General features: G+C 33.7%; 18 protein-coding genes and 3 pseudogenes. 14 read left to right on the top strand and 7 right to left on the bottom strand.

Annotated features, from left to right (window positions below; genetic code table 11):
* Positions 1–1322: 1322 nt before the first annotated feature.
* Together K9V48_RS14055 and K9V48_RS14050 are read left to right on the top strand one after the other, a co-directional pair.
* Entirely contained in the window at positions 1323–1961 is a 639-nt protein-coding gene (locus K9V48_RS14055; protein WP_224139601.1) for a hypothetical protein, read from the top strand.
* Positions 1962–2382: 421 nt separating this feature from the next.
* On the top strand, positions 2383–2547 hold the full coding sequence (locus K9V48_RS14050; RefSeq protein ID WP_224139600.1) for a hypothetical protein: 165 nt from the start codon (positions 2383–2385) through the stop codon (positions 2545–2547).
* Between the two features lie 22 nt (positions 2548–2569).
* Here K9V48_RS14050 and K9V48_RS14045 read toward each other — a convergent pair.
* From K9V48_RS14045 to K9V48_RS14035, 3 genes and pseudogenes are all read right to left on the bottom strand, one after another.
* Positions 2570–5610 (bottom strand): annotated as a pseudogene (locus tag K9V48_RS14045) (Tn3 family transposase).
* Between the two features lie 244 nt (positions 5611–5854).
* Positions 5855–6493, bottom strand: coding sequence for a recombinase family protein (locus K9V48_RS14040; protein WP_224139599.1), 639 nt, complete (start codon positions 6491–6493; stop codon positions 5855–5857).
* Between the two features lie 228 nt (positions 6494–6721).
* A complete protein-coding gene (locus tag K9V48_RS14035; protein WP_224139598.1) occupies positions 6722–7366 on the bottom strand; it encodes a YczE/YyaS/YitT family protein in 645 nt (214 codons plus the stop codon).
* Between the two features lie 114 nt (positions 7367–7480).
* Here K9V48_RS14035 and K9V48_RS14030 point away from each other — a divergent pair, with 114 nt between their 5' ends.
* From K9V48_RS14030 to xerS, 12 genes and pseudogenes are all read left to right on the top strand, one after another.
* The gene (locus tag K9V48_RS14030; RefSeq protein ID WP_224139597.1) at positions 7481–7933 is read left to right on the top strand and encodes a MarR family winged helix-turn-helix transcriptional regulator; all 453 of its coding nucleotides are present in this window, start codon (positions 7481–7483) and stop codon (positions 7931–7933) included.
* A 25-nt stretch (positions 7934–7958) separates the two neighbouring features.
* Positions 7959–8477 (top strand): spermidine/spermine N(1)-acetyltransferase, encoded by a 519-nt coding sequence (gene paiA, locus K9V48_RS14025; RefSeq protein ID WP_224139596.1) that lies wholly within the window; start codon positions 7959–7961, stop codon positions 8475–8477.
* A 22-nt stretch (positions 8478–8499) separates the two neighbouring features.
* Positions 8500–9117, top strand: coding sequence for an FMN-binding negative transcriptional regulator (locus tag K9V48_RS14020; protein WP_224139595.1), 618 nt, complete (start codon positions 8500–8502; stop codon positions 9115–9117).
* Positions 9118–9254: 137 nt separating this feature from the next.
* On the top strand, positions 9255–9506 hold the full coding sequence (locus tag K9V48_RS29700) for a LysE family transporter (protein WP_368858295.1): 252 nt from the start codon (positions 9255–9257) through the stop codon (positions 9504–9506).
* Between the two features lie 5 nt (positions 9507–9511).
* Complete coding sequence (locus K9V48_RS29695) at positions 9512–9910, top strand: LysE family transporter (RefSeq protein ID WP_368858294.1); 399 nt, start codon at positions 9512–9514, stop codon at positions 9908–9910.
* A 101-nt stretch (positions 9911–10011) separates the two neighbouring features.
* A complete protein-coding gene (locus K9V48_RS14010) occupies positions 10012–10812 on the top strand; it encodes a dihydrodipicolinate synthase family protein (protein WP_224139594.1) in 801 nt (266 codons plus the stop codon).
* Between the two features lie 223 nt (positions 10813–11035).
* The gene (locus K9V48_RS14005) at positions 11036–11545 is read left to right on the top strand and encodes a YfiT family bacillithiol transferase (RefSeq protein ID WP_224139593.1); all 510 of its coding nucleotides are present in this window, start codon (positions 11036–11038) and stop codon (positions 11543–11545) included.
* A 153-nt stretch (positions 11546–11698) separates the two neighbouring features.
* Positions 11699–11935, top strand: coding sequence for a hypothetical protein (locus K9V48_RS14000; protein ID WP_224139592.1), 237 nt, complete (start codon positions 11699–11701; stop codon positions 11933–11935).
* A gap of 584 nt (positions 11936–12519) precedes the next feature.
* Positions 12520–13308: a HipA domain-containing protein gene (locus K9V48_RS13995; RefSeq protein WP_224139591.1), complete on the top strand. Its 789-nt coding sequence runs from the start codon at positions 12520–12522 to the stop codon at positions 13306–13308.
* Positions 13309–13320: 12 nt separating this feature from the next.
* On the top strand, positions 13321–13719 hold the full coding sequence (locus tag K9V48_RS13990) for a hypothetical protein (protein WP_224139590.1): 399 nt from the start codon (positions 13321–13323) through the stop codon (positions 13717–13719).
* Positions 13720–13813: 94 nt separating this feature from the next.
* Positions 13814–14218: pseudogene (gene hepT, locus K9V48_RS13985) on the top strand (type VII toxin-antitoxin system HepT family RNase toxin).
* 87 nt (positions 14219–14305) lie between these two features.
* Positions 14306–15451 (top strand): tyrosine recombinase XerS, encoded by a 1146-nt coding sequence (gene xerS / locus K9V48_RS13980; RefSeq protein WP_224139589.1) that lies wholly within the window; start codon positions 14306–14308, stop codon positions 15449–15451.
* Positions 15452–15530: 79 nt separating this feature from the next.
* Here the strand turns inward: xerS and K9V48_RS13975 are convergent.
* The 4 genes and pseudogenes from K9V48_RS13975 to K9V48_RS13960 all read right to left on the bottom strand — a co-directional run.
* Positions 15531–15665: pseudogene (locus tag K9V48_RS13975) on the bottom strand (IS6 family transposase); the annotation flags it as partial.
* A gap of 128 nt (positions 15666–15793) precedes the next feature.
* The gene (locus tag K9V48_RS13970) at positions 15794–15958 is read right to left on the bottom strand and encodes a hypothetical protein (RefSeq protein WP_224139588.1); all 165 of its coding nucleotides are present in this window, start codon (positions 15956–15958) and stop codon (positions 15794–15796) included.
* 176 nt (positions 15959–16134) lie between these two features.
* Positions 16135–16299 (bottom strand): hypothetical protein, encoded by a 165-nt coding sequence (locus K9V48_RS13965; RefSeq protein ID WP_224139587.1) that lies wholly within the window; start codon positions 16297–16299, stop codon positions 16135–16137.
* Between the two features lie 254 nt (positions 16300–16553).
* The gene (locus K9V48_RS13960) at positions 16554–17009 is read right to left on the bottom strand and encodes a hypothetical protein (protein ID WP_224139586.1); all 456 of its coding nucleotides are present in this window, start codon (positions 17007–17009) and stop codon (positions 16554–16556) included.
* Positions 17010–17159: the final 150 nt, after the last annotated feature.

Below are 17159 nucleotides of genomic sequence, written 5' to 3'. Positions count from 1 at the left end.
AATAACTCTTATGTAATGAAAGATGGATCGTTTCCTGATGGTGAGACTGATGCACATATTGTGTTTACTATTTTAGGGGTCTTGGTCATTATGTTTTAGGTGCAACAGATAAGTTTTTAGTTTGCTATCTATGCCAAGAGATAATAGGAGTCTATGGTATTTTTGCGGTGGAAAGTAAAAGGTGTTTAACGGAGAGAAACGTTACGGGTATCGATTGTTTCCGAATCAAATCAATAAAACTTTGTAAATTATAGATTAGTTGATAAAAAAGGTGGGGTGCAAGTTTTAGAAGGATTCTTGTTGTGTAGTTACACCCATACGTATGCTTTAAATATATAAATTTGACTAAATGTATACATCGTTTAAAACAGCTCTCATTATAGTAAAACCTTTGCTTAATAAATTATGTAGCTACTAGTTAAAAGGAACGGGCTAAAGACTAGATCCTTTAATTAGGAAGGGAAAAGGTGAAATTTACAGAGTATTAGTTATTAAAAGGTGATTTTAGACATCCTTGTGAACATGTATGAACTCACCTATGAATTTCAAGTGAGTGATGGAGAAATTAGACGTTATTAATCATAAAAGATACAAAATAAAAAAGTGAAAAGGTCTCTTTGCTGACTTAATTTGAATAGAAACCAAAACTCTTTTGGACGGAAGCACTACGGACTGATCAGAAAGCAAAGAACGCTTTCTGTCATTCCGGTACGTGTCGCTTCGATACTAAATGGACCGATAACCACGGTCTGTACGGCTAACGCCTACATTCCGTAGGTGTTCCTGTTCCATTTACGGCAAGCCGCCGTACCGAACGAGCCGAAGACCGTTAAAAGACAAAAGAATAAGGACGAAAAGGATAGCAGCCAGTTTTAGTAAATATGAAAAGGCCACTTGGGAATGCTTCGTTCTGGAAAAACTATCCATATAAAGGGTTGGATACTATCCTGCTAAACTGGCAGAATCTTATATGCAGACTCTTGCAGCAAGAGTGAAGGAAAGGTAAAGCATGAAAAAATCTTTGGATGATATCCAAAGATCAAACATGTAAAAGATGGACCTGAGAATTAAGCCTCTTTCTTCTTTTTCGTTTTTAATGGAATGCTGTATTTCGTACTTACCTCAATTCCTCTTTTAGCCAAAGCTTTTGCTTCATCTTTCGTCATTTTCATCCTTTTTCCCCTTTTCTATAATTCTTATAAACAGTATGGACACATTAACGAATTTTCAAACATAACTCTTCCCCATCCCCCATATACATGGAAATATATCTAGGACACGAGGACAGTGTCCTAAACGAAATTTGGAAAAGAGGGATAGCAATGCAAAGGGAAGAGGTAATGGAAACGAAAATAAGAAAGATTCGTACTGATAAAAAAAGAGACGTCAAACCGACAATTTCTATCAATCTCAAAGATTGTATATATCGCTTGTCTTACATCACGAATACACCTGTAAAAGATGTAGCAGAAATTTTATGTGAGAAGGGTCTGCAATCAAGAAAAGTCATTGAATATCTTTCCAGATATTTTAGAAGGGATTATCAGTTTTTAAATACGGTTTATTTTGGGGATTGGGGGAAGGAATCTTTACAAAGGAAATATCAATCAGGGAAAAATGAACGAATCACCATCCGTTTTACTCAAACTTCCTATGAAAATATTTTTTCTTTATCTTGTGCTCTGGATGTGACGCCATCAAAGGCTACAGCCCTATTGTTAGATGCCAGTATTCGAAACACGAACCTTCTGAATGCATTTGTGAAAACGTATCTTCACAATCACATAGATGAGGAGCGAATGAAAGAATTAAAACAGGTACTGAAATACATTAATAAGAATAATCCATATCAGGAAGAAATCTCCTGGTTTGCCCTTCTTGCTATGATCTTTGAGGATGTTAAGGAAAGTACTGGAAATGTAAAAAGCATTATTCATAATTGGATGGATAAATACAAATAATTATAGCTGTTAATTCAACGTGAGGAGCCTTTTTGGAAATTTGAAATAAAGTCACGATATTTATAAAAAAGATGCAAGTTTATAAAAAAAGCCTTGCTACATGCTTGTGTTTAGCTATATCTATTCCCATAATCAAAGTTTTGTCAGTAAGTTTTAAAATCTTTTTGTGTTGTTTATACTTCATTTTGAGTCCTCCTTGGTCAATTAGGGTCCTTGTGCTGCGCAGCATCGGATACCTCGTATCATACCAAGAGGACTTTTTTGTTCAAACATCATTTTACTTTAATACAGTAAGGCTTTTTATCAAATAATAATTCAGTTGAATAATAGATGGCTAGCATATAAGTTTGGTTTTTAAGACGGTAAAAGCTTAAATTTTATTTTTTGAGTTATAATAGGAGACAGGTAGGAGGTTAAGAAAATGAAAACATTTGAATTAAAATCAGGAACAAAAGTAATGGTAGACGAAAGTAGAATAGTTATAGAAAGAACAAGTGGCAAAAGTGCAATGAAAGGTTTGTTTGTAGGGTGTTTTTGCCCATCCCCCCGAAAAGGTGGATTAAGGAGTACTTCACTGAAAGATTAGGGAAGTACTCCTTAAACATTGTTTACTCTGTTTCTGATATTACCTTTAATTGGGCTAATTCTTGAATGATTGCATCCATGTCAACAGACTCTTGTTGTATATCAAACTCGTATCTTCCATAGAAGTTAATATGTTGCCATGCTACTGGAGAGATTTGTTTCATAACATATGAATCCAGTCCCTTTGTTTCTCTGTAGGCCAACATATTAGATAAAATACTGGCATTGTAATAAATAATGCAATTGGAGAGTAAGCGACTGCATTCACCCCAGATATGTTGATCATTTTCATTTTTAAAACGTAATTTTCCAAAATTAGCAAATGATACTGCTTTGCGTAATTTATGATAACTTTCCCCCCGATTTAATGCCTTTTGCACATTCCGTTCCGGCGTAAAGGTGGAGAATCAATATAATCCAAAAAATATAGACTTCTTATGATGTTATCGTACTCCCATAAAGCACGTTTGGTTTTGTTCTTCCGTGCATAAGCACTCAGCTTACCAATTATAATGCTCTGTGTGGTTGTTTTAACTGCAAGGGATAGCATAATTCGTTGAATATTTTCCCATTCTTCTATAATGAGATTCGTATTAATCTTTCGGACTGGCATGATCAGATTATCGCCATATTGGCTTGGATGTTTGAATCCGTAAAGAGATTTGTTAACTTTATCGTGAATATCCTTGTAGCGAGGCGCAAACTGATAACCAAAAAAGTGAAGAATAGCAAAGTTCACCTCATTGGTTCCATGTGTATCCGTGGAATGCACATCAGGCTGAATATCAGTTGTGTTGTTGAATAGAATATCAAATACATAATGACTTTCATGCTCATTAGCCCCAATAATTCGAGCATTTACAGGGATATGATTGGCTACCATTGTGTAGGAAACAATCCCTTTACCAAGACCGAAGTATTTAGGTGAATAACGAGAATTAATGGTATTGATTCGAGTCTCAATTTTCTGTCCGTCACTACTAGAATGAATCGTCTCACCAATGTCATAATGTTTAAAGATTGGGAGTTTGGCGATTGCATTACTGATACAATCATTCGCTTCTTTTAAAGTCTCCAGACGAATAAAGTTATCAGATGTGGCAGCCAGTAATGGATAGCTAATATCAGAAATTTCTCCCATTCTACCTAAACCCATGTTGGTTCCCCAAGCTATCAGACAGGCGACAAGAATACGATTGTCTTTATTCTGTTTTGCATAACGTCCTAGAATGTGCTCAAATGAGTCAAGGAATTGACAGTGTTGATGAACGAAATGAAAGACACTCGTAATTTCTATTTGCTTTAATGTATCGTAGAATGAATGATTAATAGAGTCTGTGTCCCGGGTATAAGGTAGTGTCCATCGGGTATGTGAACCCCGTCTTTTAATTTGAAGATGTTCATTTTCGCCAGATGAAATGCTTTGGTTAACCTCAGTAATTCTATCTTCCAATCTCCTCTCAAGCTCCACTAAATGACTATGAATGGGTTGATTGAAAATCGTCAGACCAGTATCAGCTATCAACGTTTCTTTCTGTTGCCATTGACGATCATTGATCAGGTCATCCTCAAAACTGCGAAATCGGATACTGTCACGACAAAAAATATCCCCTGCTTCCAAACGGTTGCGTAGGAGGCGATAGACTAAAAATTCATAGCGATCCACTAAGATTACTTTTTGTTGATAGATGTAACGCTTCACACCATCGGGAATGAAACCATTTGGTAAATGATCCGAGTGATATTGTCCTAACGATTTATTCTTATTAAAAGCAGTCTTCATAAAATTGACTGCTTTAATTAAGGGATCATTAGGTGAAGGAGCTAAGAAATCAACCTGCAAAAATATGGATCTTAAATAGCGTTTAAATCTTCGTGCCTGCTGATCAATATGTTCCCATTGGAAGGCAGTTTCATCATATTTTATATTTGTAGTGATCTGATTCGCTATGGATTCCAGTTTCTGACGTTCCAGAATAGTAAATGCACGACCTTGAATATCCTTAAAGGGAGTATCAGCAGGGATATGATCATCAGTGAATATCTTGAGTAGTTCCCCTGCTTTTTTCATGTCTTGATTGCTCTCTGTATAGCATTCGTAAACTCGTTCTTTTGATGCTAATTTAGCTTCATCAGCATAACCTCTTACGCTATAGATGAAGGTGTTGATCAGATTGTCATGCATCCGTTGATAACGATGGGATACAAAACATAACAAATAAACATAAACAATCCATACATTCAGTCGTTTGAGCTTGTAGACAGAGTAGTAACTGACTAATGAAGCATAATACTTGATGCTTTCATTAGAAATATCTAACTTTGGTAACAGTTCTTGAGCAAGGTGATACAAATGCTGTATTTTTTTACCACGATTCATTTCAATCTTTATTTCAGTGGCGCTAAAGTCTTTTGGTTCATGTTTCAGTAGTGTAATTTCATACAGACCTGAAGAGTCTTCAAGTAATCGATCTAAGGATTCAATATCAGTCTGTTTAAGATAATCCTGCATCAATGTGATTAATCGGTTTTGCTCATGGATTATTGCCTGTCCGATCATATCTTGCATAAAACTATAGCCAGGAACAACAATGCAGCTTTCAGACAAATAATTCATGATTTCCCGAAAGATATAAATGGGCTTACCACAAAATGCTGCAGCCTTTTGAGCTTTTTCCTCCATCTTACACCGTTCTTCGGCACCGCAACTACGGTAGTTAAATAAGTTAAGAATCAATTGTTGTTGTTTTAACCTAGTAGACTTATCAATTGAACTCAAGTCATCGACCTTACTATTGTTGAAATATTCCTTTATAACATACTGAAGATCCTCTTCTACCTCATGGAGGCCGAATGTAAAAAATAGTTGTTTAGCTTTGAAATACCCCAATTGTAGAACAAAATAAGCCTTAGATTTGATAGAGCGCAATGTGTGTAGCAACTCTTTCTCTGGCTGTGAGAGAGAAAAATAAGAACAGCGATCTTCATATGTGAAGCTTGGAATGTCATAAATGATCCTTATTTCATCCTCACTAAGAATCCTCAACCGTTTTTGGTTAGTTATGTTTTTTTTCATATTCATATTTACCCTTTCCTTATGGGGGATGTGAGCAATTCAGGGAATGAACTGTTGCATATGAAGAATCCCCCAATACAATAAGGAGCTTCCAAAATCAAGGGAGCATTCCAATCTCAAATTCCTTGATTACCTTATAGGAGTAGAGGTAGCATCCGATGATTTTGCTGCCATTTTCCCCTTAAAAGTTATTTTTATTAACTTGAAACTGGACAAAAAATATTTCAAATAGCTACCTATTCCTTACTTCTTCATATTCTTTCAGTATTTTATAAAACGTGTTTTTCTTTAGTTCTAACATCTCCATAAACATAACTCCTGTTATGTTTCCGTTTCTCCAATTTGAATGGTTTTCTTCTATTATTTGACGCTGTTTCTTGCTGAGATTTGAAAAGTTCATTTGAGGCCGACCTAAGTGTTTCCCTTGGGATTTAGCTACTGCTATACCCTCTGCTTGCCTTTGGCGAATTTTCTTACGTTCTTGATCAGCAACATACGAAAGTAAAGATAAAAATTGGTCTTCCATTAATCGTCCCATATCGCCCATTTCACGAAACTTACGACTGTCAAATAAGGATTCATTCTCTAGTACGATAATATCGGCTTTCAAGTCTCTTGTAATGTACTTCCATTCTGCAATAACCTCATCATAGTTCCGTCCCATACGATCAAGTGCATCCATATAGACAATATCCCCTTCGCTGAGGACCTTGCACATCAATTGATACTGCGGACGATCAAAATCTTTCCCACTTGCCTTATCGACAAATATACGGCGAGCTTCTACCCCTCGTTCCATCATTTTCTGCAACTGACGTTGCTCATTTTGTTCTCTCGTACTAACACGTATATATCCATAAATTGTGGCCATTCTGTATACACCTCTTATATTTTTAAACACAATTATACTATTTGTGTTTAAAAAGGTGGGTCGAAAATATAAACGTTTATTAATATTTTTTAACACCTTTTCAAACTTCATTTTACTGAGTTTCATAGTTTCCTTCACTGCGTTTATAAAGGTATACTTTTACAAACGCAATCAAACAACCTATTCCATTAAAGGGCCGTTTGTTGAACAATAAAGATAAAAAGCATTCTATATTGAATGCTTTTTATCTTTATCATAATTTGGTGATGTACTAGAGTGTATTAATAAGCGGTCCAATATTTTCTTAGTAAATGGCATAAAGTAATAGAGTATTAGCCCACCTAAACAAACGGTTAATAAAGTTCCAACACCAATTGGTCCATGTAAAATCATTGCCATTATCAAGAATACGAGGTAAATGAATGTTCTCGAAAAAAAAATATTTGTTCTAGTTAATTCTTGTATGATTAATGTTAATCGGTCAATTGGAATCGGTGCAAAATTTGTATGCAAATATGTTGCAGTCCCTAATCCAATAACAATTAAGCCGATTCCAAGACAAATAACTTTGCTGTACCATTGTTCAGGCGTTAACAAATCGCGCAATAAAAAAAGCCACATATCAATACCAACACCTGTTATCAATGCTGTTAACAACCCCGAAACTTCTGGTCTTTGTTTTTTTAAAAATGAATTACAGTATATCAATAATAACGCTATTATTATTTCCCAACTTCCCACAGTAAGCCCCACATTTAAAGATAGTCCTACCAAAAGTGCGTCAAAAGGTGAAGTTCCAAGATCTGATTGTATAGTGAAAGAAATACCAAGGGTTAATATTAAAATTCCTAATACATAAAAAACATATTTCATTTTAATCGACCTCTTTATCGTTATTTTTGTTGCAAATGCAATAAAAATACTATATATTGAATTTAACTCAACTTTGTTGCATTTGCAATAAAAATATGTTTAAAGGAGTTCATTATGAAGGAGATTCTTCGTGAAATTGGAATGATAGCGAGGGCATTAGATTCTATAAGCAATATAGAATTTAAAGAATTTGACCTTACAAAAGGGCAGTATTTGTACCTTGTTCGAATATGTGAAAACCCTGGAATCATTCAGGAAAAGTTATCTGAGATGATAAAAGTAGATCGAACAACAGCAGCTCGTGCTATCAAAAAACTTGAAATGAATGGATTTATCGAAAAGAAAGAAGATAAACATAACAAAAAAATTAAAAAACTCTTTCCAACAGAGAAAGGGAAAAATGTTTATCCTTTTATAAAGAGAGAAAATGATTATTCCAATACTGTTGCATTAGAGGGACTTTCTGAAAAAGAAATAGAAACCATTTTCAGTCTTCTTCAGAGAGTAAGAAAAAATATAGAAAAAGACTGGGAATTTGTAAAAAAGGGAAATACGAGAAATTATTGATTATATAAAGGAGCGAACTATTTAAATGACTACAAATATAGAAAAATGCACCCTTGAAGATATACACAAACTTCAAGAAATTAGTTATGAAACATTCAATGAGACATTTAAGCATCAGAACTCACCCGAAAATATGAATGCTTATTTGGAAAAGGCATTTAACTTGAAACAATTAGAAAAAGAATTATCCAATATCTCTTCTCAATTCTTTTTTGTCTACTTTAACAATGAAATCGCTGGATATCTAAAGGTCAATACCGATGATGCTCAGTCTGAAGAAATGGGCGATGAATCACTTGAAGTCGAGAGAATTTATATAAAGGGCTCATTTCAAAAACATGGTCTTGGTAAATATCTACTAAATAATGCTATTGAAATTGCAATAGAACATAATAAAAAGAATATCTGGCTAGGCGTATGGGAGAAAAATGAAAATGCTATTGCTTTTTATAAGAAATTGGGGTTTGTAAAAACTGGATCTCACTCCTTTTATATGGGGGATGAGGAACAGATTGATCTTATAATGATCAAAACACTCATATAACTTTTTTGAAAGGTGGGTTATTATGTATATTCCAAAATATTTTAAGGTCACAAATGTTGATGAAATTTGGGATTTTGTTCATAAAAACTCTTTTGGAACAATCGTCACAACAAAGAAAGAGAAACCAATTGCCACTCATTTGCCTTTTGGGTTAACTAAAAAAGGTGATGATTATTTTATTACTGGACATATGGCTTATGGAAACCCCCAGTGGAGAACATTTGAAACCTGTGAAGATGTTCTTGTAATGTTTCAGGGACCGCACTCTTACATCTCTTCTTCTTGGTATGGACATGAAGAAGTTCCAACATGGAATTATCAAGCCGTCCATGTATATGGTACAGCAAGCATTTTAGATAAAGAGGAATTAATAGAAGAATTAACAACAATGTTGAAAAAATATGAAGAGAATCGAGAAAATCCAGTATTATGGGATAAACTTTCTCCTCAGTTATTAGAAAAAGAACTAAAAGGTATTGTTGGTTTTAAAATTAAAGTACAAGAAATTCAAGCTGCCTATAAATTAAGCCAAAATCGTAATGAGGAGGATTATCTTAATATCGTTCATAAATTACATGAAGAAGAAGATTCGAATTCAAAGCAAATGGCAAAAGTGATGGAAAAACGAGTAACAAAATAGAAGTAGGTACTACGATTGATCATTGACATTTTGTTTCTCCCTCATGAGAGCTGAAATCGGCTTTAGATATCTCACTTAAAATATGCTGAGTCTCTGCTCTTCAGTGGATACGTGAGAAAAAGGAAAGGTGTATTTTAATGATCGGACTAATTATTACGGCTTGTATCCTAGGATTTGTTTATAGCGCAGCCCCTGGCCCTGTCAACACCGAAACTTTTCGAAGAGGGTTAAAACGAGGATTTATGCCATCATTTTTAGTACAAGTCGGAGCCCTTATAAGTAATTTAGTATGGGCTGTTGTAGGCTTAACAGGTGTAGAGCTAGTTTTTCATTTTTTAGCAATACAAATTATCTTAGGCATCGTAGGGGGAACCTTTTACTTCGAATAGCTTGGATGTCTTTTTTAGACGCTCGTAAACCACTTGGTTTGACGAATCCTAAAAGTAAAGAACAACGGGATTTATTAACCGGGATTATCTTTTCAATAGCCAATCCATTTGGTATTGCCTTTTGGGGTGGAATTGGCGGAGGATTTGCAGCTCAAATTGCAGGGATGCCATTAATTGATAAACTTGTGCTTCTGTTCGTTGGTTTTGCTGTAGGAGCATTTGCTTGGTGCGTTGGTATAACTGTGTTGTTAGCTTGGTCACGTAAATTCATTGGAGAAAAGATTTTACGTGGTATCTTTACTCTATCTAGCTTAGCGATGGCATACTTTGCTCTGGAAATGTTATGGAATTTGTTCCGTAGTACGATTTATCCAATGTTTCAACTCGGACACGATTTAAGATAAGTGACTGATGTATATTCTTAAATCCATACATGAAACCTATATGTTATTTATAACTGAACACTAAAATGAAAAAAGAATTGCCTGATAAGGAGAATTAAATGATGAAAAATTTAAATGTAGCTATTCCTACTCCCTTTCACGAGGATGAAAGTCTATTTTTAGAAGGGTTTAAACCCATTGTTGAACACTTAAAAAACAACGGAATTGATTCAATACTCATTTGTGGCACAACAGGTGAACAACATTCACTTAGTATCAATGAACGATTACAAATTATTGATTACTTTAATCAACAAAGCTTTCAAAGTATTGAACTTATGTTTAGCGTATCAGCTACAAGAACGAGTGATGCTATTAAACTAATTCAAGCACTCGAAATGTCTGTAATTGATGTTATTATCATTAGTTTCCCCCCATATATTCAACCAAGACAGCAGCAAGCTGTTTACTATGTTGATGAACTACTCAAACATACTTCTAAACAGGTTGTACTATATAATAATCCTTCACGAACTGGATTTGATTTGGGTCAGGCTGCACTTCAAGATCTTGTCACTAGACATACCAATATTATTGGACTCAAAGAGGGTGGAGATGTTAGTCGTCATCGACATACAAATTTCCCAGAAGATTTTATTTTATTTGCAGCCGGTGATGTTGATTTTCCAGAGATGATAAATAATGGATGTAGCGGGCTTTCTAGTATGGTTGGAAATGTTTATCCTAAAGAAATCAAGCAAGCTTTCAATGACTTGTTAGAGCATAAATCTATTGATCTAAATAAATTTAACAATTTAATAAAGGAAGTTACACACAATCAAACTATTGTGAATATAAAAAATCACTATAATAGCATTGGGTTAAAAGTAGGTACTTGCCGTTCGCCTATCATCCAAATATAAATGAGTAAAGAGTGTTGCTTTGAAAACTAATTAACAATTTATATTTAATTTTGCGATAATGTTCTGTTCTAGGTTTAGGGAGAGAGTCACATCTCTCTGATAAAAACTAGACAGTTCCATGGCTCTTAATATCCAGTTTATCTGTCATTTAACCATTATGAAAATGATACTGATTTAAATAATTGTTATTAACTGTAGGGCAGAGAAGAAGGGGGAAATTATTATGGATAATAGATACCCATTAGGACATTTCACTTGTCCTTCTGAAGTTCAAGAAAAGGATATTCAAATGTGGATTAATGAAATGACTACCCTACCTAGTCGTTTAAAAGCATTAACTGCATCCCTTGATGAGTTGGATTTAACAAAAAAGTATAGAGATAATAGTTGGAATGTACGTCAACTTATTCATCATTTTTTCGATAGCCATTTAAATGGTTATATGCGAGTGAAATTAGCATTGACAGAAGACAATCCAGTGGTAAAAACGTATGAAGAAAGCGAATGGGGAAAGCTAATAGATTATGAGTTGCCAATTTCAGTTTCAGTACAGCTAATAGAAAGTCTACATGAACGCTGGACATATTTACTTAAAAATCTAACAACTACTCAATTACAACGTTCATATCAATATCCTGATGGAAGTAAAATGCGAATTGATCAAAGTATCGCACTTTACGCATGGCATGGTAATCACCATTTGGCACATATTCAACAAGCTTTAAATAATTAACACTTGGGTGCATTTCTTGAGTATCAATGCAGCATGGTTATCCAAGAACGATATTCCATTTAAAGGGCGCTTTTCTTGCATAAGGAAGCGCCCATTCTCTATTTAACGGGGATTTGTTTTTCGGAAGATACCTTAATCCACCTTTTCGGGGGGATGGGCAAAAACACCCTTGTAGGGAGAGCAATGGGGCAAATGACCATAAAAACTTCAGCAGTGACAGGGTTAATTCATTTTGCGGACTATTTAATTATTTGTGCTTCTGGGCTCCCAACTCTCAATGATTTTAAGATATCCAGCGTAGCAGAAATAAAACAATATCCTAATTGTATTGTGGCCAAAGAGGGTGAGTTAGAAGAGTTATATCAATTCCTCAATGGATTTATAAAGTAAAGATTACATAAATGGCTTATCCTCTTTAAGGTAAGCTATTTTTTAGAGCTTGCTTATGGATAAGTGTAACCTTATTGCCGCAGCAAATACTTTGAAAACGTATTGTGAAATTCATCTAAATGCTATTGATCGGTTTTTCCTTACAACTCAAGTGTGAACCAGGAGTAATATTTAGATAATTTTCACATGCAACTAAGAGCGACCTAAATCAAGCTCATTTAAGTGAATGACATAATTGGTAAAATTTAGAAAGTCTTCCTTAGTTTGAACATGTCACACATGAGTTGCCATACCATAAAAGGAAGAGAGACTCTTCAGTTCAATTCTAAATGTAATTTCGTGTATAATATCTATTTTACGAATAGTTTGATATAGATAACAAAACAAATGTTTGGTATAATGGAATTGTGGATTAACAAAGATTTATCGCATATTTTATACTTGAAATTCTATATAAGAGTTTAGTATTACTGTATTCAATTTATCGACTATATTATAATTTTATTTAATGAAGTTGATATTACTAACGTATACCTCTAAGTGAATGCTCATAAGTAGAAACTATATTTTACGGGGGTGACCCAATGGAACGTATAAAAATCCCACAAAATGCTGAAGCGATTATCAGTACCTCAAGTAAAGGTGACCAATCTAAATGGTTAATTGGGGATAAATGGGTTAAAGAAAACACTCTAGGTTATGAAAATATTGCAGAATACGTAGCTTATCTCATATTAGATTGTTCAACCTTACCTAAAGATAATTTCGCTACTTACACCCCTTGCTTGATCGAAAAGCATGATGGAACAATTAAAGAAGGCTGCTATTCCGAAGATTTTCGTGGTTATCTTCAAGAAGTAACACTTGAACGCTTATTCGAAGTTAATTTCGAATCAACTGATGATGTATTAAACAATTCTAGGTATTCCACAGAAGACAAATTCAATTCAATTATGGATAAAGTATTTGATTTCACAGGATTAGATGTTTCTAAAGAAGTTTCACAAATGTTGGCCTTCGATGCCTTTATTTTTAATGAAGATCGTCATACAAATAATATATTGTTCCTATTTGACACTGAAAAAGAAACATGGAAACTGTCTCCTGTTTTTGATCATGGATTAAGTTTATTATCAGATATAAAGGATTATCCACTAGTAAAACCTTTAAGTATTTTAAAGAAAAAAGTAAAAGCAAAGCCTTTCAGTTCTTCATTTTCTAAACAGTTAGCCTTGTATAGAGGAGAACCTTTTATTAGACAATCGTTATTACTAGAAAAGTTAAATGAGGCTCCATACGAATTAGGCAGAGCTAAGGAAGTTGTACTCTCGCAATTACAAGATATGCAACTACAAAGACTAATAATTGATTAAGAAGGTGTTGAAATGATTGACTTTATGAAATTTGATGTTATGTTGCTTGATGATATTATAGCTAACGTTGATTTAAAACCAGCTGAAAGTGATAAACCATACGTAATTAATTTTATAGAAGGATTCAATAAGCAATTTTCCCCTAATCCAGAAGGCTATATTACAAAAGTAGAGTTGGAAAAATGGTTAAAGTGGCGTGTGTTTCCTGAAACAAGGGTTAATACGGACCAATTGTTAGCTGCACTTGGACTAAATAGTTATAACCGCTGGGCAATTATTAGAAAAACCCATGGTGTTATGGCGGATGACGAGATTTGGTTACGTTTTAAAGGAGAAACCCTACAACATCGTGATGTGACATTACGTAAATCTCTTTATTATCCTGACGATAAAAATGATTTTAACAATTAAAAGGTCCTCGATTAATAGAGAGGGCCTTATACAAAATTAATCGATGAACGACGATTTATTTTCGATAATGTGTAAGAAAGTGAGTCTATTTATTATGAAGAATGACGTTATATTAAATAAAATAAGCATTATTGAACGTTGTGTTAAACGAGTTAGAGATGAATATGATAATAATCCGGATAACTTGAAGAATTATACAAAGCAAGACTCTATTATCCTTAATTTACAACGTGCATGTGAAGCAAGTATTGATTTAGCAATGCATATAGTTGCGGAAAAGAATCTGGGCTTACCACCAAGTAGCCGTGAAGCTTTTACATTATTAGAAACAGCAGATATACTCCCCTCTTCACTAGGCTAAAAAATGAAAGCCATGGTTGGTTTTAGGAACATTGCTGTTCAAGATTACCAAGAGATAAATTTACTAATTTTACAAAAAATCGTTGAAAACCATCTTTTAGACTTCATGGAATATACAAAAACAATACTTATACGCTAATAAACAATAAAATTATTATGTAAACAACTTTGTGTAAAAATTGTATTATACACGAAATTCGTCAATTTTCGACATTTTAAAAGAGGTGTGCTTTTATTGGCTAATACTAGACAACATAAAAAACATAAAGAACAATATAAAGCATTATTACTTCAAATGCCTGAATATGTAAAAGATTACATTTATGCTATGGAGGGAAATTATAGATCCCCCTCTACCCTTTTTAATTATTTAATTGATTATCAAGACTTCTTTAGCTGGTTAATTCGAGAAGGAATTGCAAAAGTTGAGCAGATTAAAGACATTCACCATGATGTTTTAGCGACTCTCCCCTTAGATTTAGTAATCTCATATTTTCGTAGACTTGAGGAAGAAGAATTTGACGTTTCAAAAGATGAGAAAAAAACACGAGAAAAATCGTCTATCAATAGAAAAAAATCTGCATTGCGTTCTCTCTTTAAGTATTTAACTACTCAATATGAAACGAGTGAAGGAGAACCTCTCTTCCATCGTAATGTTATGCAAAAAGTATCTGTCATTAAGGAAAAGGAATCATTGAATGCCCGTAGCAACAAGTTAGCAAATACTATATTTCAGAATGAATCAGATATTGATTTCCTATATTATGTAAAAAATAAATATGAACAGGAGTTGTCAGCTCGACAAAAGTCTTACTTCTTGCGTGACAAGGAAAGAGACTATGCTATCCTCTCTCTTTTGCTCGGTAGTGGTATACGTGTCAATGAACTAGCTGAATTACGGGTTCGGGACTTGAATTTTATGGATAATAAAATATCCGTGATTCGCAAAGGTGATAAAAAAGATATTGTGACGGTTTTTGCTGAAGTTATGGAGGATATTGAAGTTTACCTTAACGTTAGAAAACAAAAATACGGTGGTATGGATGCAGAGTATGAATATCTTTTTTTATCAAAGCATAATAAGTCCTATTCCCCTATTGCGATAAGAACAATTCAGGATTTAGTTCGTAAATATACAAAAGCTTTTAATAAGGGAAAACGCAGCATGTCCCCTCACAAGCTGCGACATACGTATGCTACTAATCTAATGGATGAAACCAAAGATCTTTCATTTGTAATGGAACAACTTGGTCATACATCTGAAACCACAGCTTTATTGTATGTTCATACTAGTCAGGAAAAAGCTAAAAAGGCTGCTGAGGCTCTAGCTGAACGCAGGAAGCGAGTCAAGAGTCAACTCCCCCCCACTTAGCTAACGCTTGAAGTGGGGGCTTTTAAAAAGGGTTCTGGTACAAAAATCACTCGTTAGAAACATTGAGTGTGAGTTTCCTTTAAATTGCTAACTTATGAATGAATTCTTTTTGATTTTGGACAGACTTCACCCCCTGATGAACCTGCTTCTTTTTCATCATATGCACGGCTTCTATGCTACTCAGTATGTAAGTGGCTGTACGAAATGATTTCAATTTATAATTAATTTGAATCTTCTTACATTATTGTCCAACTTTTATTGAATGGTGTAAACAAATGAAATTTACACATATAATTCTAGTCAACATAAGTGATTTTATCGGCAATCAAAAAAATATCAGATTCAACAGGAACTGATGTTTTTTTCAAAGATTTTAAGCTCAGAAAGTCGTACTAATTCAACTTGGCCTAATGAATCATTTTTCTTGATCTCACAAGTACCATTATCATATAACCATATAATTTTATACTTTTCATTTCTAAATATCACAGTAGAACCGATAGCCACAAGTTATTCCCTCCAGATTATGTTGCTTTCAAATTATAAATTAAAGTTCATTTGTTAAAATTTTGTGAAGTGTTTACAAAATATTGTAAACGCTTCCTTTTAGTTGTGTAAATGGGTGTTTTATTCACATATAGTCAACATAATCACCTTTATCGGCAATAAAAAAACCATCAGATTCAGTAAGAACTGATAGTTTTTTCAAAGGTTTTAAGTTGAGAAAGTCGTACTAATTCAACTTGGCCTAATGAATCATTTTTCTTGATCTCACAAGTACCATTATCATATAACCATATAACTTTATACTTTTCACCTTTAAATATCACAGTAGAACCAATAGCCATAGGTTGTCCCTCCAAATCATGTTGCTTTCAAATATTATATAGTTTATTTGTTAAAGTTTTATTAAGCGTTTATAAATTATTGTAAACGCTTAATTTCAGTTATGTAAATGAGTGTTTTATTCACATATAGTCAATAAGTCTAGTCACCATAAGCAGTGTTATCGGTACTGAAAAAGGATCTTCGATTGAAAGATCCTTATAGCTGTTTGTTTAATTAAAGCACCAGTTAGTGAAAAAAGATTTCTAATTATTTGTTAAAATTCAAATAGCTCTGCTTTTTCTTCTTTAGTCAAACCTGTAAAGAAAACTTTATGTACTCTTAACTTCTTCTCCTTTTTCGGTAATACTTTTTCGTGCCAAGTCACTGCCATAGGAGTATGTTCAGGTTGAGCATTAACCTTTTCTAGAAAAAATTCATATTCGTTTAATATAGTTTCATCAATAAGAGATACATCTTTCTTTCTACTTTGATAATCTAATTCGGCTAATTGTGCTGCTGTAATATAGCCTTCAATTCTTTTTACTACCCCATACTCTGATGGTGTGCGTTGACTGTTTAATGTTACAAAGAAATATTTATAATGAGGCAAACGAAATAGCTTCTTTTTTGTATCTCGTTTATTTGCGATATAAAGCCATTCTCCTTGATTAGCAAAACAATTAAATTCCTCAACATTAAAGGCCACTAACATTTTTTCATACTTTTTCATAAAGGACTCCCAGCTATAATTATTTTTCATGAAAATTATATATAAATTGTACTCAACTTCCTACTAATCAACAATTTTTGTTCAATTAAACTGCCCCGTTAATTGAAGAAGATCTCAAAGAATTGAATGAATACTCTATACCAAACTAGT

This window comes from Metabacillus rhizolycopersici (assembly GCF_020075705.1).
The sequence above is the reverse complement of the archived record's forward strand: the minus strand, read 5'-3'. Positions and strand labels throughout refer to the sequence as shown.